The organism is Trujillonella endophytica (genome assembly GCF_900110555.1).
Taxonomy (GTDB): Bacteria; Actinomycetota; Actinomycetes; order Mycobacteriales; family Geodermatophilaceae; genus Trujillonella; species Trujillonella endophytica.
The window spans coordinates 115606-138822 of sequence record NZ_FOEE01000005.1 but is presented as its reverse complement, the minus strand read 5'-3'; the positions used below and the strand labels follow the sequence as shown (position 1 = coordinate 138822).

21 protein-coding genes are annotated in these 23217 nt (G+C 76.6%); 11 read left to right on the top strand and 10 right to left on the bottom strand.

The window, feature by feature from the left end; all coding sequences use genetic code 11:
* The first annotated feature begins 132 nt into the window (after positions 1 to 132).
* From BMY88_RS09785 to BMY88_RS09775, 3 genes are all read left to right on the top strand, one after another.
* Positions 133 to 945: a CPBP family intramembrane glutamic endopeptidase gene (locus BMY88_RS09785; RefSeq protein ID WP_091942598.1), complete on the top strand. Its 813-nt coding sequence runs from the start codon at positions 133 to 135 to the stop codon at positions 943 to 945.
* Positions 942 to 1307 (top strand): DUF5655 domain-containing protein, encoded by a 366-nt coding sequence (locus tag BMY88_RS09780; RefSeq protein WP_170861044.1) that lies wholly within the window; start codon positions 942 to 944, stop codon positions 1305 to 1307. The genes BMY88_RS09785 and BMY88_RS09780 overlap by 4 nt, the downstream gene beginning before the upstream one ends.
* Positions 1308 to 1386: 79 nt before the next feature.
* On the top strand, positions 1387 to 2100 hold the full coding sequence (locus BMY88_RS09775; RefSeq protein ID WP_091942596.1) for a polyamine aminopropyltransferase: 714 nt from the start codon (positions 1387 to 1389) through the stop codon (positions 2098 to 2100).
* Between the two features lie 38 nt (positions 2101 to 2138).
* Here the strand turns inward: BMY88_RS09775 and BMY88_RS09770 are convergent, their stop codons facing one another.
* Positions 2139 to 2606 carry a hypothetical protein gene (locus BMY88_RS09770; RefSeq protein ID WP_211435584.1) on the bottom strand — a complete coding sequence of 156 codons (468 nt, stop codon included), beginning with the start codon at positions 2604 to 2606 and terminating at the stop codon, positions 2139 to 2141.
* Between the two features lie 178 nt (positions 2607 to 2784).
* Here BMY88_RS09770 and BMY88_RS09765 point away from each other — a divergent pair, with 178 nt between their 5' ends.
* Complete coding sequence (locus BMY88_RS09765; RefSeq protein WP_211435583.1) at positions 2785 to 3327, top strand: COG4315 family predicted lipoprotein; 543 nt, start codon at positions 2785 to 2787, stop codon at positions 3325 to 3327.
* Between the two features lie 4 nt (positions 3328 to 3331).
* Here BMY88_RS09765 and BMY88_RS09760 read toward each other — a convergent pair whose 3' ends face one another.
* Complete coding sequence (locus tag BMY88_RS09760; protein WP_091942592.1) at positions 3332 to 4009, bottom strand: hypothetical protein; 678 nt, start codon at positions 4007 to 4009, stop codon at positions 3332 to 3334.
* A gap of 243 nt (positions 4010 to 4252) precedes the next feature.
* On the opposite strand from BMY88_RS09760, the gene BMY88_RS09755 reads away from it, so the two are divergent.
* Positions 4253 to 5455 (top strand): zinc-dependent alcohol dehydrogenase, encoded by a 1203-nt coding sequence (locus tag BMY88_RS09755; RefSeq protein WP_091942590.1) that lies wholly within the window; start codon positions 4253 to 4255, stop codon positions 5453 to 5455.
* Between the two features lie 277 nt (positions 5456 to 5732).
* On the top strand, positions 5733 to 6863 hold the full coding sequence (locus BMY88_RS09750) for a siderophore-interacting protein (protein WP_091942588.1): 1131 nt from the start codon (positions 5733 to 5735) through the stop codon (positions 6861 to 6863).
* Here the strand turns inward: BMY88_RS09750 and BMY88_RS09745 are convergent.
* The 6 genes from BMY88_RS09745 to BMY88_RS09720 form a co-directional block, all read right to left on the bottom strand.
* Positions 6842 to 7618: a VOC family protein gene (locus BMY88_RS09745; protein ID WP_091942586.1), complete on the bottom strand. Its 777-nt coding sequence runs from the start codon at positions 7616 to 7618 to the stop codon at positions 6842 to 6844. The genes BMY88_RS09750 and BMY88_RS09745 overlap by 22 nt on opposite strands.
* Positions 7615 to 8292: a DUF998 domain-containing protein gene (locus BMY88_RS09740; protein WP_091942584.1), complete on the bottom strand. Its 678-nt coding sequence runs from the start codon at positions 8290 to 8292 to the stop codon at positions 7615 to 7617. The genes BMY88_RS09745 and BMY88_RS09740 overlap by 4 nt, the downstream gene beginning before the upstream one ends.
* On the bottom strand, positions 8289 to 10214 hold the full coding sequence (locus tag BMY88_RS09735; protein WP_091942582.1) for an AMP-dependent synthetase/ligase: 1926 nt from the start codon (positions 10212 to 10214) through the stop codon (positions 8289 to 8291). Before BMY88_RS09735 ends, BMY88_RS09740 begins: the two co-directional genes overlap by 4 nt.
* A gap of 122 nt (positions 10215 to 10336) precedes the next feature.
* The gene (locus tag BMY88_RS09730; RefSeq protein WP_091942580.1) at positions 10337 to 11029 is read right to left on the bottom strand and encodes an AMIN-like domain-containing (lipo)protein; all 693 of its coding nucleotides are present in this window, start codon (positions 11027 to 11029) and stop codon (positions 10337 to 10339) included.
* A gap of 119 nt (positions 11030 to 11148) precedes the next feature.
* Entirely contained in the window at positions 11149 to 12729 is a 1581-nt protein-coding gene (locus BMY88_RS09725; protein ID WP_091942578.1) for a carboxylesterase/lipase family protein, read from the bottom strand.
* 90 nt (positions 12730 to 12819) lie between these two features.
* Positions 12820 to 13119 carry a hypothetical protein gene (locus BMY88_RS09720; RefSeq protein WP_139220452.1) on the bottom strand — a complete coding sequence of 100 codons (300 nt, stop codon included), beginning with the start codon at positions 13117 to 13119 and terminating at the stop codon, positions 12820 to 12822.
* A gap of 340 nt (positions 13120 to 13459) precedes the next feature.
* Here BMY88_RS09720 and BMY88_RS23805 point away from each other — a divergent pair, with 340 nt between their 5' ends.
* The 3 genes from BMY88_RS23805 (at position 13460) to BMY88_RS09705 (ending at position 17548) form a co-directional block, all read left to right on the top strand.
* A complete protein-coding gene (locus BMY88_RS23805; RefSeq protein WP_170861043.1) occupies positions 13460 to 13711 on the top strand; it encodes a 2TM domain-containing protein in 252 nt (83 codons plus the stop codon).
* 47 nt (positions 13712 to 13758) lie between these two features.
* Positions 13759 to 16329 carry a cation-translocating P-type ATPase gene (locus BMY88_RS09710; protein ID WP_211435582.1) on the top strand — a complete coding sequence of 857 codons (2571 nt, stop codon included), beginning with the start codon at positions 13759 to 13761 and terminating at the stop codon, positions 16327 to 16329.
* Between the two features lie 70 nt (positions 16330 to 16399).
* A complete protein-coding gene (locus BMY88_RS09705) occupies positions 16400 to 17548 on the top strand; it encodes an Acg family FMN-binding oxidoreductase (protein WP_091942571.1) in 1149 nt (382 codons plus the stop codon).
* Between the two features lie 22 nt (positions 17549 to 17570).
* Here BMY88_RS09705 and BMY88_RS09700 read toward each other — a convergent pair whose 3' ends face one another.
* Together BMY88_RS09700 and BMY88_RS09695 are read right to left on the bottom strand one after the other, a co-directional pair.
* Complete coding sequence (locus BMY88_RS09700; protein ID WP_091942569.1) at positions 17571 to 18569, bottom strand: zinc-dependent alcohol dehydrogenase family protein; 999 nt, start codon at positions 18567 to 18569, stop codon at positions 17571 to 17573.
* A gap of 7 nt (positions 18570 to 18576) precedes the next feature.
* Positions 18577 to 19566 (bottom strand): universal stress protein, encoded by a 990-nt coding sequence (locus BMY88_RS09695; protein WP_170861042.1) that lies wholly within the window; start codon positions 19564 to 19566, stop codon positions 18577 to 18579.
* A 236-nt stretch (positions 19567 to 19802) separates the two neighbouring features.
* Between BMY88_RS09695 and BMY88_RS09690 the strand changes: the two genes are divergently transcribed.
* Positions 19803 to 20699, top strand: coding sequence for a universal stress protein (locus BMY88_RS09690; RefSeq protein ID WP_170861041.1), 897 nt, complete (start codon positions 19803 to 19805; stop codon positions 20697 to 20699).
* Between the two features lie 73 nt (positions 20700 to 20772).
* The gene (locus BMY88_RS09685) at positions 20773 to 23205 is read left to right on the top strand and encodes a glycoside hydrolase family 65 protein (protein ID WP_091942563.1); all 2433 of its coding nucleotides are present in this window, start codon (positions 20773 to 20775) and stop codon (positions 23203 to 23205) included.
* Positions 23206 to 23217: the final 12 nt, after the last annotated feature.

Genomic DNA, 23217 nt, shown 5'->3' with positions numbered 1-23217 from the left:
CGCCCGACGCCGTTCCGACCAGCCACCCGTGGCCGTCCGGCCCTCCCGCGCAGGTCCTTGGTCCGTCCCCTCCGGGGCGCCCCCCGGGCTAGCGTCGCCCGGGACAGCAGGTGCCAGGAGGAGGACGCGGACGTGAGCCGTGCCGACCTCGGCGAGGTGCTGCGCGAGGTGGTCCGCGACCGGCCACTGGTCGCCTACGTCGTCCTGGCCGTCGCCCTCTCCTGGGCGTGGTGGGTGCCGGTCGCGCTCGCCGGCGGGACGGCGAGCCACGTCCCGGGTCTGGTCGGTCCGATGCTGGCTGCGCTGCTCGTGACCGCGGCGACGGGCGGACGGGCGGGGCTGCGCCGGCTGCGGGGCCGGCCGGGCGCGATCCGCTGGTGGGTCCTGGCGCTCACCCCGCTGCTCCTCGGCGCGGTCGCGGCCGCCGTCGTGACCGTGGTCGGCGACGGGCCCTCGGCGGGCGACTTCGCGGAGATGCCCGGGGTGCCGGCCTGGCCGTGGCCGGTGGTGTTCCTCCTGCTCCTGGTCGTGGGCGGACTGGGCGAGGAGGTCGGCTGGCGCGGACTGGCGTGGACGCGCCTGCGCCGGCGGCTCGGGCTGCGCGACGCCGCCCTGATCCTCACCGTCCCGTGGGCGCTGTGGCACCTCCCGCTGTTCTGGATCGACAGCGGCCTCGCCGGTCTCTCCCCCGTCGTCGTGCCCGGCTGGCTGATCGGCCTGGCCAGCGGCGCCGTCGTCCTGGGCCGGCTGTACGAGCGCAGCGGCAGCCTCCTGGTGGTCGCCCTGGCGCACACGGCGGTGAACGTCGTCAGCGGGACGCGCGGCGGCGAGGGCGCGGTGGCAGCGGTGGTCTCCGTCGGTGTGATCGCCGCGGCGATGGCCGTGCTGGCCGCCGACCGGCGCGCGGCGGCGACGACCGCCCGGCACGACGCGCGCAGCACATGACGCCGGAGGAGTTCTTCGCCGACTCGCCGCTCGGGTCGGCCGTGCTCGCTCGCGTCTCGGACCTGCTCCGGGACGTCGGCGACGTCCGGGTGCGGGCGACGACCAGCCAGGTCGCCTTCCGGCGCCACCGAAGCTTCGCCCACCTCTGGCGCCCGGGGCAGTACCTGCACCGCCCGGCGGCCGACGTCGTCCTGTCGATCGTGCTCGGCCGGCACGATCCCTCGCCCCGCTGGAAGGAGGTGGCGCACCCGACCCCGGCGCACTGGATGCACCATCTGGAGGTGCACGACCTCCGGGACATCGACGACGAGGTCGCCGGCTGGCTCGTCGAGGCCGCGCTCAGGGCCGGCGCGGCGCACTGAGGTGCGCCACGGGGCCCGGGGAGGGACAGTGCCACGGGAGCCGGGCCGCGCCGGTCGATCGACGAGGGGAAGGGGCCGCGTGGGCACACGCTTCGAGGAGCTCGCCTGGTGCTCGACCCCGATCGGTGAGCTCACCCTCCGCCGGCGGCGGGAACCGGTGACCGGGGCCGACGTGTTCGAGGTCAAGCTGGGCGACGAGTACCTGATGTCCTCCCTGTTCACGGTCGCCGAGGTCGAGGTCGCCCGGCTCGCCCTGGAGCGGCTCGAGGGCGACCGGCTCGACGTCGCGGTCGGGGGGCTGGGTCTCGGCTACACCGCGCAGGCGGTCCTCGCCGACCCCCGGGTCCACGAGGTCCTGGTCGTCGACCTGCTCGAGCCGGTCATCGCGTGGCACCAGCAGGGGCTGCTGCCGGTGGGGCGGGCCGTCGCCGCGGACCCGCGGTGCCGGCTGGTGCACGGCGACTTCTTCGCGATGGTCGAGGAGGGCAGGGTGGATCCGGACGCCCCGGGGCGGCTCTTCGACGCCGTCGTCGTCGACATCGACCACTCCCCCGGGCACCTGCTTCACGAGGCCTCCGCCCCGTTCTACGGCCCGGCCGGCATCCGGCGGCTGGCCGCGTCGCTGCGGCCCGGCGGCGTCTTCTCGCTGTGGTCGAACGATCCGCCGGACGGGGAGTACCTGGCGGCGCTGTCGGAGGTCTTCGTCGACGTCGATGCGGCGGTGGTCGGCTTCGCCAACCCGCTGCAGGGTGGTTCGGCCACGAACACGGTCTACCTGGCCACCACGCCGTAGCCGCGCCGGGATCCCCGGGCCCGGTTCCCGCCGGTGCCCTACCGGCGGCGCACGCCGACCGCGCCCACGGCGCCGCGGAGCCCGACACACCCCACGCAGCCGACGCAGCCCACGCAGTCGACGCACGCGATGCATGCCACGCACGCGGTGCAGCCGACGTTGGCCAGGCCGGCGACGATGCCGGCGCTGCCGACGACGCCCGCGCTGAGGGCGACCCCGGCACTGCCGATCACCCCGGCGCTGCCGGCGACCCCCGTGCTCAGCGACACGGCGGCGCTCGCAAGGGTGGCCGCGCTGCCGACGACGGCGGCGCTCCCCGCGGTGGCGGCGCTGCCGACGACGGCCACGCTCCCCGCGGTGGCGGCGCTCCCGACGACGGCGCTGCTGCCGACGGTCGCGGCGCTGCCGTCCGGCACGGCACTCCCGTCCGGCACGGCGCTCCCGTCCGGCACGGCGCTGCCCGGCGGGCGCCCGGAGGTGCGGCGAGTTCCGGCCTGCTCGGACATGGCGGTGCCTCCGGGTCGGTCCACCGGGACGGGAGGCCCACGATCGGGGTTCGCGCCGGTGCGCGTCAACGGGCCCCGGAGAGTGCCGTGCCCCCCCGACAGCCGCTCGCGCACCCGGTCCCCCGCCGACCCGGCCCTGGGAGAGTGGCTCCGCCGCACCGCTGTCGAGGAGGCCGACGTGCCCGCTGCCCGCACCGCCCTGTCCGCGCTCGCCCTCGCCGCCGGTCTGCTGGTGGCCGGGTGCGGCGACGACGAGCCGACCGGGGCGTCGGCGACGGGCACCCCGACATCCGCGACCCCGGGCACGTCCGAGCCGCCGCCGCCGACGACGCCGTCCCCGCCCCCCTCCCCCGGTCCCGCCCCCGGGACGACGATCGTCACCGGCGACAGCGAGTTCGGGGTGATGCTCTTCGACGGCAACGGTCAGGCGATCTACCTGTTCGACCGGGAGCGGCCGAACTCCCCGGACTGCTACGACGAGTGCGCCGCCGCCTGGCCGCCCGTGCTCACCGACGGCACCCCGCAGGCCGACGGGGCCGCCGACTCCGCACTCCTGGGCACCACGCAGCGCAGGGACGGCACGGTGCAGGTCACCTATGCCGGCCATCCGCTCTACACCTACGCGAACGAGGGGCCCGGCGAGGTGCTCTGCCACGACGTGTTCCTCAACGGCGGGTGGTGGTACGTGATCACCCCGGAGGGCGGCCCCGGGCCGGTCTGACCGCTCAGCCGGGCAGGATGTTGATCACCCGGGCGAGCACCACCACGAGGACGCCGAGGGAGATCGTCGACTGCAGCGCCATGAGGCCCTTGACCCGACGGGTCAGCGGCATGGCGTCGGTGGGGCCGAACGCGACCAGGTTGGTGAACGCGACGTACAGGTGGTCCCCGAAGCGCGGTTGCCAGCCCGGCTCCGCCAGGCCCTGGGTGCCCGTCTGCGGGAATTGGAAGTCCGGGTACGGCGCCCGCTCGGCGACGCGTCCGGCCGGCCCCCCGCCGTCCAGCTCCCAGTAGAGCAGCGCGAAGGTCACCACGTTGATCACCAGGACCAGGAGGCCCGCGACCAGGAGCCGCCCGGCCGTGAGCTCGACGCCCTCGAACTCCCCGTCGCCCAGCACCAGCGTCACCAGCCGGGCGGCGGCGAAGGTGTTGGCCGCGGCCAGCAGGCCGAACAGGACGAGCAGGGCGGAGCGGGCGCTGCGCGGAACGGGGCCGGGGCGAGCCGCGATGGCCAGCAGCACCAGCAGCGCGACGGTCTCGGTGACCGGGACCACCAGCGGCGGACCCACCCGGTACTGCGCGGGGACCACCGCCTGCGGCAGCACCGCCACCACCACCACGAGCAGCGGCCAGGTGTAGCTCTCGGGTCGAGCGAGCTCGTCTCCCCCCGCCGAGTGGTCCATCGCGCTCCCGTGTCCCCTCCGACCGGTGCGGGCTCCGGGGCGGGCCGTCGCCCGCGCCGCACGCGACGGTAGGAAGCGTCGGCGAGGAGCGCATCACCCAGCAGAGATGACCCCCACGGGGGCGAGGAGCGCACGGCCGGCCGGCACCAGGTCCCCGCGCGGCGGGCCGGCCGCGCCGTTTCGGCGGACACGGGTGCGGGGACCTCAGGAGTCCGAGCTCCGAGACGAAAATGGTGGCCCTTCGTGAAGGCAGTGACCTGGCACGGCAAGCGTGACGTGCGGGTGGAGGACGTGCCCGATCCCTTCGTCCAGAACCCGACGGATGCGGTCATCCGCGTCACGACCACGAACATCTGCGGCTCCGACCTGCACCTCTACGAGCCGCTGGCCCCCTTCATGGGGGTCGGGAACGTGCTCGGCCACGAGGCCATGGGTCAGGTCGTCGAGGTGGGCACGGAGTGCGGTGACCTGCGGGTGGGCGACCGGGTCGTCATCCCGTTCCAGATCTCCTGCGGGCACTGCTGGATGTGCCGGCAGCACCTGTACACGCAGTGCGAGACGACCCAGGTCCGCGACCAGGGCATGGGCGCGTCGCTGTTCGGCTTCTCCAAGCTCTACGGCGAGGTGCCCGGTGGGCAGGCCGAGTACCTCCGGGTCCCGCAGGCGCAGTTCACGCACATCGTGGTCCCCGAGGGTCCGCCCGACGACCGGTTCGCCTACCTCTCCGACATCCTCCCGACGGCGTGGCAGGGCGTGGAGTACGCGAACGTGCCCGACGGCGGCACCCTCGTCGTCCTCGGGCTCGGCCCGATCGGCGACTTCGCCTGCCGGATCGGCGCCCACAAGGGCTACCGCGTCATCGGCGTCGACCGGGTGCCCGAGCGGCTCGCGCGCGTGCGGGACCGCGGCATCGAGGTCGTCGACCTCGGCGAGCACGGGGACGACCTGGGCGACGTCATCCGCGGGATGACCGGCGGCCGCGGCCCGGATTCGGTGCTCGACGCCGTCGGCATGGAGGCCCACGGCTCCCCGGCGACGACGTTCGTCCAGAAGGCCGTGGGTCTGCTGCCCAGAGCGGTCGCGGCACCGATCATGGAGACCGCCGGGGTGGACCGGCTCAACGCCCTCTACTCCGCGATCGACATCGTGCGCCGGGGCGGCACCATCTCGCTGTCGGGCGTGTACGGCGGCACCGCCGACCCGATGCCGATGCTCACGCTGTTCGACAAGCAGATCGCCCTGCACATGGGTCAGTGCAACGTGAAGCGCTGGATCCCCGAGATCATGCCGCTGCTCACCGACGACGACCCGCTGGGCGTGGACACGTTCGCCACGCACCGGCTCTCCCTGGCCGAGGCGCCGGACGCCTACCGCATGTTCCAGGAGAAGTCGGACGGCTGCGTCAAGGTCCAGCTGAAGCCGGAGGCCCTGCACTCGACCCCGTGAGCCACCGACGTCGCACCGGCAGCGAATCGCGGGCCGGTGCGACGCCCCGGACGGCGTGGCCGGGTGGGGCTCGAGGCGGGGGTGCGGGCCGTCGCCGGCGGACACCCCTGCCCTGAAGGCAGAGGTGAGGCTAGCCTAAGCCCGGCCGGGTGAGCGCGCCCCGTCGACGACGGTCGGGGGGCGGTCCGTCCCGGCCAGGTCCGCCCTCGTTCCCGACCGACCGGAAGGCCCCCATGCCCGCGAGCACGACGCCCCCCGCCTCCACCGGCGGCACCCGGTGACCGGTACCACGGCAGCCGTCCTCCCGGCGGTCGACTTCGACCTCCCGGCGGACGAGGCGGCCGAGCTCGCCGAGGGTCTGGACCACATCGGTGACGAGCACCCCGACACGGTGCTCCTGGTCGCCCGGGCGCTCGGCGCCGAGCCCGACGCCCGGTCGGTCGACATCCTGGGCGTGGGACCCGACGGGCTGCGCCTGGCCGTCGGAACGACCGACGGCTCGCAGCGGCCGGTGCAGATCCCCTTCAGAACGCCCGTCCGCACGTCACTGGAGATCTACGGGGCGCTCATGGGGCTGGTCGCCGCCGCCCGCGGGGTGGTCGGCACGGGCGAGCCGCTCACCTCGATCGAGGCCGAGTTCCTCGAGGACCAGACGATGACGACCGTGGCGGCGACCGTGTCCGCCTGCCGCCTGCTCGCACCGAACCTGCTCGAGATCACCCTGGCGGGGCTCGCTCCCCTGCCGCTGCGCGGCGGCGACGAGTACGTCGTCCTCATGCCCGATCCGCCGGCCGAGGTGCTCCGGCCCGGGTTCAGCGTCCAGGACCTGGCCGGGATCCCCCTCGAGGCAGCGCCGCGGGCCGCGTACACGATGCGGGCGCGGCGCCCCGCCTCCGGCGAGGGCGACGTGTGGCTCGTGCTGCACGGCGACGAGGGCGCGGTCAGCAGCCGCCTCGCCGCGGCCGGGCCGGGAACTCCGATCGCGGTGTGGGGCACCCGCCGCAGCTACGACCCGCCGGCCGGCGTGCGCACCCACCTGCTGGTGTGCGACGAGACGGCGCTGGGTGCCGTGGCCGCCGTCCTGGACGGGCTGGCCCCCGACGCCCGGGCGGTCGTGGTGGCGGAGACGGCCGACGCGGGCGGCCGGCCGGACCTCCCCGTGCGGCCCGGCGTCGAGGTGCGCTGGGTCGATCGGTCCGGGGCGGCGCCGGGCACGACGCCCGCGCTCCTCGACGGCGTGCGGGCCGCCCTCGCCGAGAGCCCGCTCCTCGCCGACCGCGACGGGGTGTTCGTCTTCGGCGCCGGGGAGGCCGCCCGCATGCGGGAGCTGCGCACCTCCCTGCGCCAGGAGACGGGCCTGGCCCGGGACCGCGTGCGGCTGACCGGCTACTGGAACGCCGCCCGCTGACCCGGGGTCCGGAGCAGGCCGAACACGGCTCCGGCGGGGTCCTGCGCGACGGCGAAGCGCAGGTCCTGGACGGTTCTCGGCGGCACCAGGACGCCGCCGCCGAGTTCCTCCACCCGGCCGCACGCCGAGTCGACGTCGTCCACGGCGAAGTAGGGCAGCCAGTAGCCGGGCACCGCGGACGGCACCTCGTCGGGCATGGCCATCAGCCCGGCGACCTGCTCGCCGCCGAGCTCGAGGACCCGGTAGCCGTCGGACGGAGGGCGGGCGTGCCAGCCCAGGAGCTCGGCGTAGAACGCCTCGCTGGCCGGCACGTCGCGGCTCTGGCACTCCACCCACGCCACCGCCCCAGGTTCGCCGCGGACCGTCGAGCCGCCGTCGCCGGGCTCCAGGAGGCCGGCCACGGCACCGGCCGGGTCGGTGACCACGGCGATCCGCCCGCCGCCGGGGATCTCCATCGGCGGCTGCAGCACCGTGGCGCCGAGGCGGCGGGCGGCGTCGACGGCCCGGTCGGCGTCGGCCACGCCGAAGAACAGCGCCCAGGCCGGTGGCGCGGCGTCCTCCCCGGGCGCCGGCGCCATCATCCCGCCGACGGGTCCGGCCCCGACCGAGCCGGTGACGTACCGGCCCATCGGGGTGTCCGCGGACTCCAGCTCCCAGCCGAGCAGCCGGGAGTAGAAGCTCCCGGCGGCGTCGACGTCCGGGGTCGTGAGGTCGATCCAGGCGAGCGAGCCGACCTGGGGACCGGCGGCGGTCATCGGGCGGCCTCCGGCCGCGCGGCCGCGTCGTCCGGCCGGGCCGCGGCGAGCGCGGCGCCGAACGCCACCATCCACAGGACGACCGGATAGACGATCCACCGCTCCACCCCGCCCTCCCCGAGCCGGTCGAAGACCGCCAGGTCCTCCAGGAACGTGTAGCCGATCAGGAACGCCAGGGCGGTCCCGCCGAGGACCAGGTGCACCGGGCGCAGCGCCCGGGCGGTCAGCCGGGCGGTCAGGATCGCCGCGAGGCCGCCGGACAGGAAGGTCGCGATCGAGACCAGCTGGTGGACCGCCATCACGGTGTTGCCCGGGAACAGCCCGACGCCGACCATCCCGAGGCCGAGCCCGGCGATCGGCACGACGGCGCGCAGGCCGGCGCGCGAGCGGTGCAGCAGCAGGGCGGCGATCGCGATGAGCACGCCGCAGACGATCATCGTGGTGTTGAAGACCGCCGCCGACGGTTGCCGCACGACGTCGTCGGGACGCATGGCCGCGAGGTCGCTCACCGTGTTCCGGTGGACGTCGTAGTCGGTCGGGTAGAGGACCTCCGCGGTCATGATGCCGAGCACGACCGCCGAGCCGGCCACGAGCAGGAGCAGGCCCGCCAGGCTGCGGTCGCGCGACGCCCGTGGCACGTCGACGCCGGTGCTGCGGAGCCCGGTCGTGGTCATGACGCCTGCGGTCCGCGGCCCGGGTCGGCCGTCGCGGCGCCCGCCCTGCTCCCCGACCGGCCGGACCCACCGGTTCCCGGCGCCGGGCCGGGAGTCTCGTACATCGTGTCCAGCAGCGCCGCGTACCTCGTCTCGACGACCTTCCGCTTCACCTTCATGCTCGGCGTCATCTCGCCGCCCTCCACCGACAGGTCGTGGTCGAGGACGCGGAAGTCCTTGATCGTCTCCCAGCGGTTGAGCCGGGCGTTCAGCTCCTCGACGCAGCCCCGCACGTACTCCTGGACCGCGGGGTCGGCGACGAGGGTGGCGTAGTCCGAGGTCCCCCGGCCCTCCGCCTGGCCCCAGCGGGCCAGCGCCTCGGGGTCGAGGGCGATCAGCGCGGTCGCGTACTTGCGGCCGTCGCCGTGGACGACCATCTGGCTGGCCAGCGGGCAGACCGCCTTGAAGATGCCCTCGACGGACTGGGGCGCGATGTACTTCCCGCTCGAGGTCTTGATCAGGTCCTTCTTCCGGTCCGTGACGCGCAGCCGCCCCTCGGCGTCCAGCTCCCCGACGTCGCCCGTGGCGAGCCACCCGTCCTCGCGCAGCACCTCGGCGGTGGCCTCGGCCCGGCCGTGGTAGCCGCGCATGACCAGGGGGCCGCGGATCAGGATCTCGCCGTCGTCGGCGATCGCGATCTCCGTGCCCGGCACCGGCGCGCCCACGCATCCCGGGATCGGCCGGTCGAGGTCGGCCACGCACGCCCCGCCCGCGGTCTCGGTGAGCCCGTAGCCCTCGAGCACCGGCATCCCGGTCGCCGCGAACCACGTCGCGACGTCGGCGGAGAGCGCGGCGCTGCCCGAGATGAGGAAGCGGATCCGGCCCCCGAGCCGGGCGCGGATCGTCGACAGCACCAGCCGGTCGGCCAGCGCGTGCTCGGCCCGGAGGGCCGGCCCGATCCGCCGCCCCTCCAGGCGGGCGCGCCGCACCCGGTCGCCGACCGCGATCGCCCAGGTGTACAGGCGGAGCTTCACGCCGCCGTCGGCCCGCACGGTCTGGCCGACACCGGCGTAGACCTTCTCGAAGATCCGCGGCGGCCCCGCCATGAACGTGGGGCGGACGACGGGGAGGTTCGCGACGATCCGGTCGATGCGGCCGTCGACGGCCGTGGCGAACCCGACCTGCAGCTGCACGGCGCCGAGCATCTTGCCGAACGAGTGCGCCAGCGGCAGCCACAGGTACTGCAGGTCGTCGCTGCTGAGCGTGCCGAGCGCCTCGGCCGCGGCGCCGATGTAGGTCCAGCACCGGTGGGGCAGCTCCACGCCCTTGGGCCGGCCCGTCGTGCCGGAGGTGTAGATCAGGGTCGCCAGGTGCTCCGGCCCGACGGCGGCCACCGCGTCGTCCACCGCGGCGGGGTGCTCGGCGAGGTGCCCGGTCCCCAGCTCCCGCAGGTCCGCCAGGCCGATCACCCAGTCGCCGTCGGTCTCGCCGTCGAAGGTGACCACGCGCATCAGGTCGGGCAGCCGGTCGCGCTGGGCGCGGAGTTTCGCGATCTGGGCGTCGTCCTCGGCGAAGACGATCCGCGACTCGCTGTCGGCGAGGATGAAGGCCACGTCCTCGGCGCCGCTGGAGGGGTAGACGGCGGTCGTCGCCGCGCCGGCGCACATGATCGCCAGGTCGGCGTGGATCCACTCGATCCGGGTGCCGCTCGCGATCGCCACCCGGTCCTCCGGCCCGATCCCGAGCGCGAGCAGGCCGGCCGCCAGGGCCTCGACCGCGGCGGCGGTCTCGCGCCACGTCAGTGACGTCCAGCCGTCGCCGTCCGGAAAGCGGTGCGCCTCGGCGCCCGGGCTCGCCGCGACCCGGTCGTGGAAGAGCCGGGCGACCGAGGTGGCCGGTGTCGCGAGCGTCCTGGTGTCGGCTGCCGTGCTGGTCTGGATCATCGTCCCTCGCACCTCGGCTCTCCTCCCGCCCCCGGCGGAGCGGTCCGGCGTCCATGCTCGGGGGGCGGGCGCCGGCCCGGGCACGGCCCAAGGTCCCCTCCACCGGGGCCGGGCGGCACCGCTCAGGCGGGATCGGCCACCTCGATCACGATCCGCGCCGGCGCCTCCAGCAGGTACACCCGGAACGGCACCTCCGCCCGCGTGCCGGCCAGCACCGCGGTGACCCCCTCGAAGGTCCCGTCGAAGAACACCTCGGTGACGACCTCGGTGTCCGCGGCGGACAGCCGTGGCGGCCCCGAGTACTCCACGATGCCGGTGTCCGGCGGGTAGCCCACCCCGGTCACCGTGACCTGGAGCGCCGCCTCCCCCGCCAGGTCGACCGGCTCGCCGCTGCCCTGCCGGGCCGGCTGGTCGGTGTACCGGACGTCCCAGCCGGGGGTCCCGGTGCCCTCGAACTCGAGCACCACCCGGTCGTAGCCCTCGTGCCGGCCGATGCGGATGTCGGTCACGTTCCCCAGCGCGTCGCCCGACGCGTCCTGGGTGTCGGGCCGGGTGTCGGCCGGGAACGGCGGCTGCGGGGAGCCGGTGCCGTCGCCGCCGTCCGAGCCGCCGTCGTCGCCGGTGCCGTCGTCGCCGTCGGCGTCGGTCGGGGACGGCGCGGCCGCGGACGAGGACGGCGTTGCGTCGGCTCCCGAGTCGTCGCCGTCGCCGTCGTCGTCGCCGCCGCACGCCACCAGGCCGCCGAGCAGCAGGACGACGACGAGCACTCCACGAGCCCGGTTCCGGGTCCGGCCGTCGGGCAGCGCGCGGACCATGGGGCCTCCTCGTCGCGGGTTCGTTCGCGCCACCGTGGCCGACCGCGGGGCCGCCCGGCTGCTGCCGGAGGGCCCGAAGGCCCGGGCCGTCGGTCCCGACCAGCGCCCGGCCGGAGCGGTCAGCGGATCCCCTCCCACAGCGCGCGCTCGGCTGCGTACGGGTCCTCCACGACGCGGGAACGGACGTCCAACCGCTGGACCCGGCGCCGGAGCAGGTCGTAGCGGGGCCACCCGGGGTCACCCGTGGTCACGAAGTCGACCCAGGCGCGGTGCACCGTGTCCGCCAGCTCCTGGGGCGGGTCGTCGCCGAGCGCACCGCCGAGCATCTGCCGGCGCCCGAGGTCCAGGGTGTCGAACACGAACGGGATCTCCAGGGCGTGACAGGCCCCCAGCCGCCCGCCGAAGGCCGGGGACGGCCAGGCGAACTCGTAGGCGTAGGTCCCGGCCGGGGCGGGGGCGTGCGCGTCGGTGAGCCGGAGCGCGGGGACACGCACCCACCAGTCGGTCAGCACCGCCGCCAGCAGGTCCCCGGGAGCGGCGCCGGGACGGGCGGACCGGTACGCCGGCAGCGCGGTCCCCGGCGCCAGCCCGAAGGCGGCGAGGCTCCAGGACCCGTACCGGTCCACCGGTCCGGCCAGCGCCTCCTCGGTCACCGCGTCGATGAAGCCGCCGAGCACGGGGAACATCCGCCAGTCGTCGGAATTGGTGCCCACCAGCAGGTCGATCCCCGCGGCGTCGCCGGCGGCGATCCGGTCGATCGGCGGTCCCGGCAGGACGTCGCCGTCGACCACGGAGTGGAACGGCATCGTGCTCGCCACCACCTCCGCGCCCCAGCGCGCCGGGTCCGGATGGGCCAGGACCTCGGCGTCGATCTGCGCCTGTGCCTCGAGCAGTCGGTCGACCGGCACCCGTGCCAGCGCCGCCCGCAGGGGCGGCACGCCGAGGGCGTCGGCCAGGTGGGCGCCCATCCGCGCGGCCTCGGGCGCGGGCAGGACGTGGTGCGCGGCGCCGCTCTGCAGGATCGCGCGCCGGAACAGCCCCGCGGCGCGGGGCATGGACAGCAGCGCGCCGATGCACATGGCGCCGGCGGACTCGCCGCACAGGGTGACCCGGGAGGGGTCGCCGCCGAAGGCCGCGATGTTGTCCCGCACCCAGGTGAGCGCGGCGACGTGGTCGAGCAGGCCCAGGTCGGCCCCGTCGTCCCCCTCGCCCAGGTACAGGAAGCCGTCCGCGCCGGTCCGCCAGTTGATCGTCACGCACACGACCCCGTCCCGGGCGAAGCGGCTGCCGTCGTAGCTGCCCCCGGAGGAGAAGTGGAAGGAGCCGCCGGGGGTCCAGACCAGCACCGGCAGGCCGCCGGCCCCGGGGTCGGGCGTCCAGACGTTGAGGTTGAGGCAGTCGTCCCCCGGGACGGCCGGGTCGAAGAGCAGTCCGGTGGGGTCCTCGCCGAACTGCGGCTGCGGGGGCTCCGGCCCGAGCGCGGTCGCGTCCCGCACCCCCTCCCACGGCTGCACCGGCCGCGGGGGACGGAGGCGGAGCTCACCCACCGGCGGGGCCGCGTACGAGATGCCCAGGAAGGCGTGCACGCCGGCGGTCGTCGTGCCGCGCACCCGGCCCGACCGGGTCCGCACGACGGGGTGTCCCGAGCCGGCGCCGACGCCGGTGGGAGGGACGGCGGCTGACGTGCTGGGAGCGTTCACGGGTCCTCCCCCGGCCGGCCCGGCGGTGCGCCGGGGCTCGCCCTGCGACCCTGCTGCCCCCGGTCCGCCGCGGGGAGCGGGCGAAGGGCTCTACCTCGCGAGGCCCTCAGGCCCGGGCGGCGTCGAGGCCGGCGGGCCGCCCACCGGCAGGCCCGTGACCGAGTGGACGACGAGCTCGTCGACCTCCAGGCGGGCGATCCGGACCCGCTTGAGGTCCGCCCGGCCGACGGCGAGACGGCCCACCGCCACCGAGCCGACCACGAGCGACCCGACCGCGAAGGCGCCCACGGCGAGGGCGCCGACCGCGAGCGCGCGCAGCGCGACCGGTCCGCCCACGACGGGCCCGACCGCGACGGGACGGCGGATGCGGATGGGGCGATCTGCACTCATCGGGACCTCCAGGGAGTCCGTGCGCTGCCGGACGGGTGTCCGTGCCGCGGGCCGGCGACGGGTCGGCCGGCCACAACGGTCGGGCGAACGCTTCCCGCCGGAGCCCGGGCCGGGGAGGGCCGGAGGTCTCTGGCCGGGAGGGCCGCTGGCCCGTGCGGGCGTGACCTCCGGCCGCCGCGCGGGGTGCGCGTCCGACCCGATCCTGGGACGAGCCGGCCACCGGGTCGGCGACGGCAGCACGGGAGAGGCCATGTCCGTCCACGATCCCTCGACTCCTGACGACCGCCCGGTCCCGGACCGCCCGCCGTCCGAGCCGCCCGCGGACCTGAGGACGGCCGCCGTGCGGCGGTTGCGCGCCAAGCGGGAGTTCGCCGAGCACCTGATCGCCTACGTCGGGGTCAACGGGCTGCTCTGGACCGTCTGGCTGGTCGTCGGGCTCACCGCCGACGCCTGGTTCCCCTGGCCGCTCTTCCCGATGGCCGGGTGGGGCATCGGCCTGGCGTTCCACGCGTGGGCGACCTTCGGCCCGCCGAGCCGGCCGATCAGCGAGCGGGCGATCGACCGCGAGATGCAGCGGCTCAGCTCTCGGTGAGCGCCGGCACGGGGGCCCCTCCGCAGTCCGGAGCAGCCCTCGCCGGGTTGACGAGCGCCGAGGCCGCGGCCCGCCGACCACCGGGCGGCAACCGGCTGCCGGTCGAGCGGCCGCCGTCCCCGCTGCGCCTGTTCCTCGCCCAGCTGAGCCACTTCTTCGCGCTGCTGCTCTGGGCGGCGTCGGTGCTCGCGCTGCTCGGGGGCCTCCCGCAACTGGCCGTCGCGATCGCCGTGGTCGTCGTCCTCAACGGCGTCTTCGCCTTCGTCCAGGAACACCGTGCCGACCGCGCCGCGCAGGCCCTGCGCGACCTGGTGCCGCACCGCGCGACGGTCGTGCGCGACGGGCACCGGCAGGAGATCGACGCCGCCGACCTCGTCGTCGGCGACCTGGTGCTGCCCGAGGCCGGCGACCGGGTGGCGGCGGACCTGCGGCTGCTCGACGTGCACGGCCTGCGGGTGGACGAGGCGATGCTGACCGGCGAGAGCGAGCCGGTCGGCAAGGCCCCGGGCGATCCGGTCGCGGCCGGCTGCTTCGTGGTGGAGGGCGAGGGCACCGCGGTCGTCGCCGCGATCGCGGGCGACACCCGGCTCGCGTCGATCGCCACGATGACCCGGTCGGTGGAGCGCGCCCGGACCCCGCTGGCGCGGGAACTGGACCGGCTGGTCCGGACCATCACCGTCCTCGCGCTCGGCATCGGCACCGTCTGCTTCGCCGGCGGGCTGGTCCTCGGGCTGCCGCTGGACGACGGCTTCCTCTTCGCCGTCGGGGTCACCGTCGCGCTGGTACCGGAGGGGCTGCTGCCCACCGTCACGCTCTCCCTGGCCCAGAGCGCCCAGCTGCTCGCCGGCCGGCACGCCCTCGTGCGCCGGCTGGAGTCGGTGGAGACGCTCGGCGCGACGAGCGTCATCTGCACCGACAAGACCGGCACGCTGACCGAGAACCGGATGGCGGTCCTCGACGTCTGGACGCCGGCCGGCACGCTCGCGGTCCGCGGCGAGGGCTACGAGCCCGTGGCCGCGGTCGAGGGCCCGGCCGGGGCCGTCGCGGCCGCCCGGGTGCTCGCCCGGACCGCGGCCCTCTGCTCGACCGGGCGGATCGCGGCCGACGGGAACACCTGGGTGGCCGTGGGCGACCCCATGGAGGCGGCCATCGACGCGCTCGCCCGGCGGCTGGGCACCGACGGCACCGCCTCCGGGGCGCCCGCAGGCACCCGCCGGTTCCCGTTCGACCCGCGGCGGCGGCGGATGTCGGTCTGGGCCGACGGCGTCCTCTCCCTCAAGGGTGCGCCCGACGGCGTGCTGCCGCTGTGCGCTCCCGACCCCGCTGCCGCCGAGGAGGCGGTGCGCATGGCCGCCCGGGGGCTGCGGGTGCTGGCCGTCGCCCGGCGGACCGGCCCGCTCGCCGCGGACGCCGACGCCGACTCCGCCGAGCGCGACCTCGAGCTCCTGGGCCTGATCGGTCTGGAGGACCCGCCGCGCGCGAGCGTCGTCGGCGCCCTGGCGGAGTGCCGGCGGGCGGGCATCGCCGTCGCCATGGTCACCGGCGACTCGGGCCCGACCGCCGAGGCGATCGCCCGGCAGACCGGCCTGTGGCGCGAGGGCAGCAGCCGCGTGGTGCACGGCGCCGACCTCCCCGCCGACGACGCCGCGCTGGGCGAGCTGCTCGACGCCGACGGCATGGTGCTCTGCCGCGTCCAGCCGGAGGACAAGCTGCGCATCGCGCGGGCCCTGCGCGAGCGCGGCCACGTGGTCGCCATGACCGGCGACGGGGTGAACGACGGCCCGGCGCTGCGCGCGGCCGACATCGGGATCGCCATGGGCGTCGGTGGCACCGACGTCGCCCGGCAGGCGGCGGACCTCGTGCTGCTGGACGACGACTTCGCGACCATCGTCGCGGCCGTCCGGCAGGGCCGGACGACGTTCGCCAACATCCGCCGGTTCCTGACCTACCACCTGACCGACAACGTGGCCGAGCTGACGCCGTTCGTGGTCTTCACCGCCACCGGCGGCGGGGTGCCGCTGGCGCTGTCGGTGCTGCAGGTGCTCAGCCTGGACATCGCCACCGACCTGCTGCCGGCCCTCGCGCTGGGCGCCGAGCCCCCCTCCCCCCGCGTGCTCGACGGGCCGCCCCCGCGCCGCCGCCTCGTGGACCGCGGCCTGCTGCGCCGCGCGCTCCTGGTCCTCGGCCCCGTCGAGGCGACCGTGGCGATGGGCGCGTTCCTGACCGTGCTGCTGGGCGCCGGCTGGTCCTACGGGGACGACGTCCCGTCCGGGACGCTCGCCGGCGCCTCGGGGGCGGCCTTCACGGCCGTGGTCCTGGGCCAGTTCGCCACCGCCTTCGCGTGCCGCAGCACCCACCGGCCGGCGTGGCGGCTGCCCTGGCGGAGCAACCGGCTGCTCGTGTGGGCCGTCGCCGTCGAGCTGCTCGTCCTGGTCGGGATGCTCGCCGTCCCGCCGGTCGCCGACCTGCTCGGCCAGCGGCCGCCGCCGCTCCCCGGGCTGCTCGTGGCGCTGCTCGCCGTCCCGGCGGTGCTGCTCGTCGACGGGCTGGCCAAGACCCTGCGCACCCGCCCGCGGAGGGCGGCGGCCACGCGGGACGTTCGGCCCGCGGCGCAGTGACGGCAGCCCCCGGCGCCCGGCGGCCGTCGCGTCGGACCCTGGACCGGCGACACCGCACCGAGGAGCAGCCATGCCCACCCCCACGAGCCCCGCGCCCCCGCCGCCCACCGGCCGGGCCCGCCGCACCCTGACCGACGCGCTCGAGGACGCCGTCGACTCGGCCCTGCTCGCGCCGTCCATCCACAACACCCAGCCCTGGCGGCTGGTCCTGCGCGGCGACCGGCTCGAGCTGCACGCCGACCGCACCCGGCAGCTGCTCACGCTGGACCCGGTGGGCCGCGCCCTCGCCCAGAGCGTCGGTGCCGCCCTGTTCAACGCCCGGGTGTCGCTCGCCGCCTCGGGCTGGGCCGTGGAGGTCGACCGGCTCCCCGACCCCGCGGACCCCGACCTGCTGGGAGTGGTCCGCCCCGTCGACGGAGCGCCGGACGCCGCCGAGGCGGCGCTCGCGCCCTCGGTCCGGCGGCGCCGCACCAACCGGCGCGCGTTCGGCGGAGACGCGCTGCCCGACGACCTGCTGCGCGATCTCGCCGACGCGGTCGCCGCCGAGGGCGCGCGGCTCATCGGGGTGAGCCGGGAGGCGCACCGGCAGCTCGTGGCGCGGCTGACGCAGCAGGCCGACGCCGTCCAGAACGCCGACCCCGCGTACCGCGCAGAGGTGCGGCGCTGGACGACCCGGCCACCGGGCAGCGGCGACGGCGTGCCCGCCGCGGTGGTGCCGCACGTCGACGGCCTGCAGCACGACGACGTCCCGCTCCGCGACTTCGACAGCGCGGGCGCCGGCGCACTCCCACCCGAGACCGCGTCGACCTCGGGGCAGACGATGGTGCTGCTCGCCACCCCCCGCGACGACCAGGCCTCGTGGCTGCGCGCGGGCGAGGCGCTGGAGCGCGTGCTGCTCGAACTCACCCGGCAGGGCTGGGCCGCCGGCCCCCTGACCCAGGCGATCGAGGTCCCCGTCACCCGGACCCGGCTCCGGTCCGCGCTGACCGCGAGCTCGCATCCCCAGATGCTGCTCCGCATCGGCCGGGCGGCGCCGACCCCGGCGCCCCCGCACCGCCTGCGCGACGACGTCGTGGAGAACAGCACGCGGCCACCCCGACCGGCGACACCGCCGCTGCCCAGCCGCCTGGGGTGGCCGGCCCCCGCAGCGCCGACGGCGGGCGGGACGGCGGTCCCCCGGCCGGTCTCCGACGGTCGCGGGGGGACCCGGTGGGTGTGAGGCGGCCGGGGTTCCGGCGGGATCAGGCGTGCAGCACCGCCGCGCCGGCGAAGCGCCCGGCCGCCAGGTCGGCCAGGGCGCGCGGGGCGTCGTCCATCGCGTAGACGGTGGTGGTGGCGCGCACCCCGAGCCGGACCGCGAGCCGGAGGAACTCCTCGCCGTCGCGCCGGGTGTTGGCGGTCACGCTGCGCAGCCGCCGCTCCTGGAACAGGTCCGCGGTGTAGTCCAGCGCCGGGATCGCCGACACCCAGATGCCGGCGACGGCGAGGGTGCCGCCCCGGTCGAGGGCCCGCAGCGCGACCGGCACGAGCTCCCCGGCCGGGGCGAACAGCACCGCGCCGTCCAGGGGCTCCGGCGGCGCGTCGGTCGCGCCGCCGACGGAGTCGACGCCGAGGTCACCGGCCAGCCGCCGGGCCCGCTCGCCCCGGGTCAGCACGTGCACCCGCAGCCCCTGCGCCAGGGCGACCTGCGCGGTGAGGTGGGCGCTGCCGCCGAAGCCGTAGATCCCGAGCCGGCCGCCGGGTGGGACGTCGGCGCAGCGCAGCGCCCGGTAGCCGATGATCCCGGCGCACAGCAGCGGCGCGGCCTGCTCGTCGGCGAGGCCCTCGGGCAGCCGGTAGGCGAACCGCTCGTCCACCAGGCACGCGTCGGCGTACCCGCCGTCGAGGTCCCATCCGGTGAACAGCGGCGCGGTGCAGAGGTTCTCGTCGCCGCGCCGGCAGAACCGGCAGGTGCCGTCCGTGCGTCCCAGCCACGGCACGCCCACCCGCTCCCCCACGGCGAACCGGGTCGCGCCCGGGCCGAGCGCGCCGACCCGGCCGACGACCTCGTGCCCCGGGGTGGTGCCGGGCCGGCGCGGCGGCAGGTCGCCCTCGGCCAGGTGCAGGTCGGTGCGGCAGACGCCGCAGCAGCGCACGTCGATCCGGACCTGCGCGGGTCCGGGCTCGGGTGCGGGCCGCTCGACCCGGTCGAGCGGCCCGGTCCCGATGGGCGCCGGCGTGCCGACCACCCAGGCGCGCACGGGCGCCTCAGCGGGCAGCCGCGGCGGCCGGGTCCGCCGCCGGCCGGCCGGCCGCCCGTGCCGGCTGCGGGTGCACCACCATGACCGGGCACGGCGCGTGCACCACGCAGTGCAGCGCGACCGACCCGAGCAGCATGCCGGCGATGCGGCTGCGGCTGCGACTGCCGACCACGAGCAGGACCGCGCCGGCGGCCACCCGCGGCAGCGCCTCGGCCGGTTCGCCGTCCTCCACGCGCAGCCGGACCGGCGCGTCCGCGCCGAGCACCTCGGCCACGACGATCTCGGCGCGTTCCCGGGCGCGCGCCCGGGTCTCCTCGGCCGGCGGCGCGACCACGCTGTAGATGTTGCTCCACACGACCTCCAGCGGGCAGGCCGCGACGACCTCGAGCTCCGCGCCCAGCCGGCGCGCCTCCTCGGCCGCCTCCCGGAGGGCCTCCCGCGACACGTCGGTGTCGTCGATGCCGACGACCACCCGGGGCGGCGGCTGCACGGCGCCGGGGTGCACGACCACCACCGGGCACGGCGCGTGCGCGACGCAGTGCAGCGCCACCGACCCCAGCAGGGTGCTGCGCACGCCGCTGCGCCCGCGGCTGCCCACGACGAGCCGCTGCGCGCCCTGCGCCTGCTCGACGAGCTGCGCCGCCGCCGCGCCCCCGCCGACGACGACGTCCGTGGGAACCTCGGCGGCCCCGGGAACGGCGGCGAGTGCCGGGTCCCGGCGGGCCTCGGCGAGCGCCGCCCGGACCAGCCCGGCGGTGTCCGCGCGGATCTCGTCCAGCCGGACGGTGTCCAGCAGGTAGGGATCGGTCCAGTAGAAGTCCGCCGGATAGGTGCTCACCAGCTCCAGCCTCGCGCCCGCACGCGCCGCGGCGGCCAGGGCCCACACCAGGGCCGCGCGGGCACCGGGTGATCCGTCCACCCCCACGACCCACCGCTCCGGGCTCGTGTCCGTGCCGCCGTGCGCGTCGCCGGCCGCGGATGTCTGCTGCGTCGCCACCGTCGTCCTCGGCTTCCCGCCCGGGCGAGCGCCGGGCCTCCGCGCCCCACTCTGCGGCCCCGGGCGCGGCGCGGACGCGGGCCGGACGTCCCGCCCCGGGGGGTCCTGGGTCATGCGACGCCCGGTCGGTCGACCCTGGGACCCGGCCTCCGCCCCTGCCTAGCGTCGACGTGTGCTCCCTGCCTCCGGTGCGAGCACCACGGAAACCCGTGCCCGCGCCCGGCCGAGGAGCACCGATGAGCTCAGCGACCACCCCCGCCCCGGTCGTCGTGGGCATCGACGGCTCAGAGTCCTCCCGGGCCGTGGCGGCGGCCGCCACCGACGAGGCGCGCCTGCGGCAGGCACCGCTGCGGCTGCTGACGGTCACGACCTGGCCGATCCGCGATCTCGCCCTGTCCTCGGGCGAGTCCGCCGAGTTCGGAGCCGTCGTCCGCGGCGGGGCCGAGGTCCTGCTGCGCGACCTGGCCGGCGAGGCCGCCGACGTCCTCGGGTCCGAGCGGGTGTCCTGGTCGGTGGAGGACGGCGATGCCGTGCGAGCGCTGTCCACCGCCGCCACCGGAGCCCAGCTGCTGGTCGTCGGTGCCCGGGGCGTGGGTGGCGTCGCCGGCCTGGTGCTCGGCTCGACCGCCGCGGGCCTGGTCACCGCCGCGCCGTGTCCCCTGCTCGTGCTGCCCGACGAGACGGCGGTCGTGGTCCGCGGCCGGACCGCGGTCGTGGTGGGCATCGAGGGACGGCGCGAGGACGAGGAGGTGCTCGCGTTCGCCGTCGCCGAGGCCCTCGCCCGGGGAACCGACCTGGTCGCGGTCCACGCGTGGCAGGACGCCGTGCTGGAGACGGCGTTCCGGTCGATGGGCCCGCTCGTGGACTGGGCGGGCGTGCTCGCCGACGAGCAGCGGCTGCTGTCGGAGACGCTCGCCGGCTGGGTGGAGAAGGACCCCGACCTGGTCGTCCGCGAGGTCGTCGTCCGCGACCGCGCCGCCTCGGCGCTGCTGGCCGCGAGCATGACCGCCCAGCTCCTCGTCCTCGGCCACCGCCACCGGCGCGGCCTGGCGCGCCTCGGGTCGACGACGCACTCGGTGCTCCACCGGGCCGGGTGCCCGGTCGCCGTGGTCCCGGTGGGCGCCCACCCGTGACCGGCCGCCGTTCCGCCCCGGGTCGGGCGCGCTCCCCCGTGCCGGCGCCGGGCCGAGGGTCCGTGCCGCCGGCATGACCTCCTCGCCCGCGGAGTCGGCCGACAGCGACTGGGTGCTGCGCTACGAGGGCGCCGATCCGGGCCGCGAGGCGGTGCGCGAGGTGCTGTGTGCCGTGGGGAACGGCCGGTTCGTCACCCGGGGGGCGGCGCCGGAGTCCCGTGCGGACGGCGTGCACTACCCGGGCACGTACGCCGCGGGGGTGGTCGACCGGTGTGCCGACCGGGTGGACGGCCGGGCGGTGGAGAACGAGAGCATCGTCAACCTCCCCGACTGGCAGCCCCTGACGTTCCGGATCGACGACGGCGACTGGCTGGGGGACGCCGCGCTCACCGCCGGCGACCAGGTCCAGGAGCTCGACCTGCGGCGGGGCGTGCTCACCCGCCGGTTCGTGGTGACCGACGGCGCGGGCCGGCGGAGCCGGGTGGCGCAGCGACGCCTGGTGTCCATGGCCGACCCGATGCTCGCCGCCCTCGACTGCTCGGTGGTCCCGGAGAACTGGTCGGGGCGGTTGACCGTCCGCTCGGCCCTCGACGGCCGCGTCGAGAACGCCGGGGTGGCGCGGTACCGGGGCCTGGACGGCCGTCACCTGGCCTTCGTCACGGGCGGCCACTGCGCCGGGCTGCTCACCCTGGTGGTGGAGACGGTGCAGTCGCGCATCCGGGTCGGCCTCGCCGCCCGCCACCGCCTCCTGGTGGACGGGGTGGAGCACGAGCCGGGACACCGGGCGACCGCCGGCGACGGACTGACCGCCGTGGAGTTCGACGTCGACGTGCGGCCGGGCCGGGCGGTGACCGTGGAGAAGGTCGTCGCGCTGTGCACCTCCCGGGACCGCGCGATCGGCGAACCGGGCGCCGCCGCCCTCGACGAGGCCCGCCGGGCGCCGTCGTTCGACCGCCTGCTCGAGCGGCACGTGCAGGCCTGGGCCCACCTGTGGGAGCGCTGCGACGTCCGGATCGAGGGCCCGTCCCGGACCTCGCTCGTGCTGCGGCTGCACGTCTTCCACATCCTGCAGACGGTCTCCCCGCACTCGGTCGACCTCGACGCCGGCATCCCCGCCCGCGGCCTGCACGGCGAGGCCTACCGCGGCCACGTCTTCTGGGACGAGGTCTTCGTCCTCCCCTTCCTCGTGCTGCGCCTGCCGTCGGTCGCCCGAGCCATGCTGATGTACCGGTGGCGGCGGCTGCCCCAGGCGCGGGCCGCGGCGCGCGCCGCCGGCCACCGGGGGGCGCTCTTCCCGTGGCAGAGCGGGGCCACGGGGCGGGAGGAGTCCCCCACCGTCCACCTCAACCCCCGATCCGGGCGCTGGGTACCGGACAACTCGGCCCTCCAGCGGCACATCGGTCTCGCCGTCGCCTACAACACCTGGCGCTACCACGAGGCCACCGGCGACACGGAGTTCCTCGTCGAGCACGGCGCCGAACTGCTCCTCGACGTCGCCTCGTTCTGGGCCGATCTGGCGACCTACGACCGGACCGACGACCGGTACGACCTGTGCGGCGTCATGGGGCCCGACGAGTACCACGACGCCCTCCCCGGCCGCGACGGGCCCGGGCTGGACGACAACGCCTACACCAACGTCATGGCGGCCTGGACCCTCACGCGGGCGCTGGAGTGCGTGGCCGAGCTCCCCGCCCGCCGGCGCGAGCACCTCCTGGACCGGCTCGGCATCGGCGAGCGGGACCTGCTGCGCTGGGAGCACGTGAGCCGCCGGCTGCGGCTGTGCTGGCACCCCGACGGCGTGCTCAGCCAGTTCCGCGGCTACGCCGACCTGGCCGAGTTCGACTGGGCCGGCTACCGCGCGCGCTACGGCGACATCAGCCGGCTGGACCGCATCCTCGAGGCCGAGGGCGACACGCCCAACCGGTACCGGGTGTCCAAGCAGGCGGACGTGCTCATGCTGTTCCACCTGCTGACCGCGGACGAGTTCTACGCGGTGCTCGACCGGCTCGGCTACGCGCACGACCGGCGCACCATCCCGACGACCGTCGCCTACTACACCGCCCGCACCTGCCACGGCTCGACGCTGTCGCGCGTCGTGCAGGCCTGGGTCCTGGCCCGCAGCGACCGGGCCCGCGCCTGGGCGTACTTCCAGCAGGCGCTGGAGAGCGACATCGCCGACCTGCAGGGCGGCACGACCGGCGAGGGGATCCACCTGGGCGCGATGGCGGGGACGGTGGACCTGTTGCAGCGCGGCTTCACCGGGCTGCAGACCCACGGCGGGGCGCTGGGCTTCGACCCCTACCTGCCCGAGCGGCTGACCGGCATGCGGTTCCGCCTGCACTACCGGCAGCACCCGGAGCTCGACGTGGCGATCACCCATCGCACGCTGACCGTGGGCGACTCCGCCCAGGTGGTGCCGGAGCTGCCGGTCCGGGTCCGGGACGCCGACTTCCGGCTCGATCCGCGCGGCACGCTGCAGGTGCCCCTCCAGCGCCGTCGGGGCTGACCGGCGCCGGGG

What these genes read in the sequence shown, in the direction of transcription:
- BMY88_RS09780 (WP_170861044.1), top strand. Translation starts at nt 942, where the DNA reads ATGACGCCGGAGGAGTTCTTCGCCGACTCGCCGCTCGGGTCGGCCGTG.
- BMY88_RS09770 (WP_211435584.1), bottom strand. Translation starts at nt 2,606, where the DNA reads ATGTCCGAGCAGGCCGGAACTCGCCGCACCTCCGGGCGCCCGCCGGGC.
- BMY88_RS09760 (WP_091942592.1), bottom strand. Translation starts at nt 4,009, where the DNA reads ATGGACCACTCGGCGGGGGGAGACGAGCTCGCTCGACCCGAGAGCTAC.
- BMY88_RS09745 (WP_091942586.1), bottom strand. Translation starts at nt 7,618, where the DNA reads ATGACCGCCGCCGGTCCCCAGGTCGGCTCGCTCGCCTGGATCGACCTC.
- BMY88_RS09740 (WP_091942584.1), bottom strand. Translation starts at nt 8,292, where the DNA reads ATGACCACGACCGGGCTCCGCAGCACCGGCGTCGACGTGCCACGGGCG.
- BMY88_RS09735 (WP_091942582.1), bottom strand. Translation starts at nt 10,214, where the DNA reads ATGATCCAGACCAGCACGGCAGCCGACACCAGGACGCTCGCGACACCG.
- BMY88_RS09730 (WP_091942580.1), bottom strand. Translation starts at nt 11,029, where the DNA reads ATGGTCCGCGCGCTGCCCGACGGCCGGACCCGGAACCGGGCTCGTGGA.
- BMY88_RS09720 (WP_139220452.1), bottom strand. Translation starts at nt 13,119, where the DNA reads ATGAGTGCAGATCGCCCCATCCGCATCCGCCGTCCCGTCGCGGTCGGG.
- BMY88_RS09705 (WP_091942571.1), top strand. Translation starts at nt 16,400, where the DNA reads ATGCCCACCCCCACGAGCCCCGCGCCCCCGCCGCCCACCGGCCGGGCC.
- BMY88_RS09690 (WP_170861041.1), top strand. Translation starts at nt 19,803, where the DNA reads ATGAGCTCAGCGACCACCCCCGCCCCGGTCGTCGTGGGCATCGACGGC.
- BMY88_RS09685 (WP_091942563.1), top strand. Translation starts at nt 20,773, where the DNA reads ATGACCTCCTCGCCCGCGGAGTCGGCCGACAGCGACTGGGTGCTGCGC.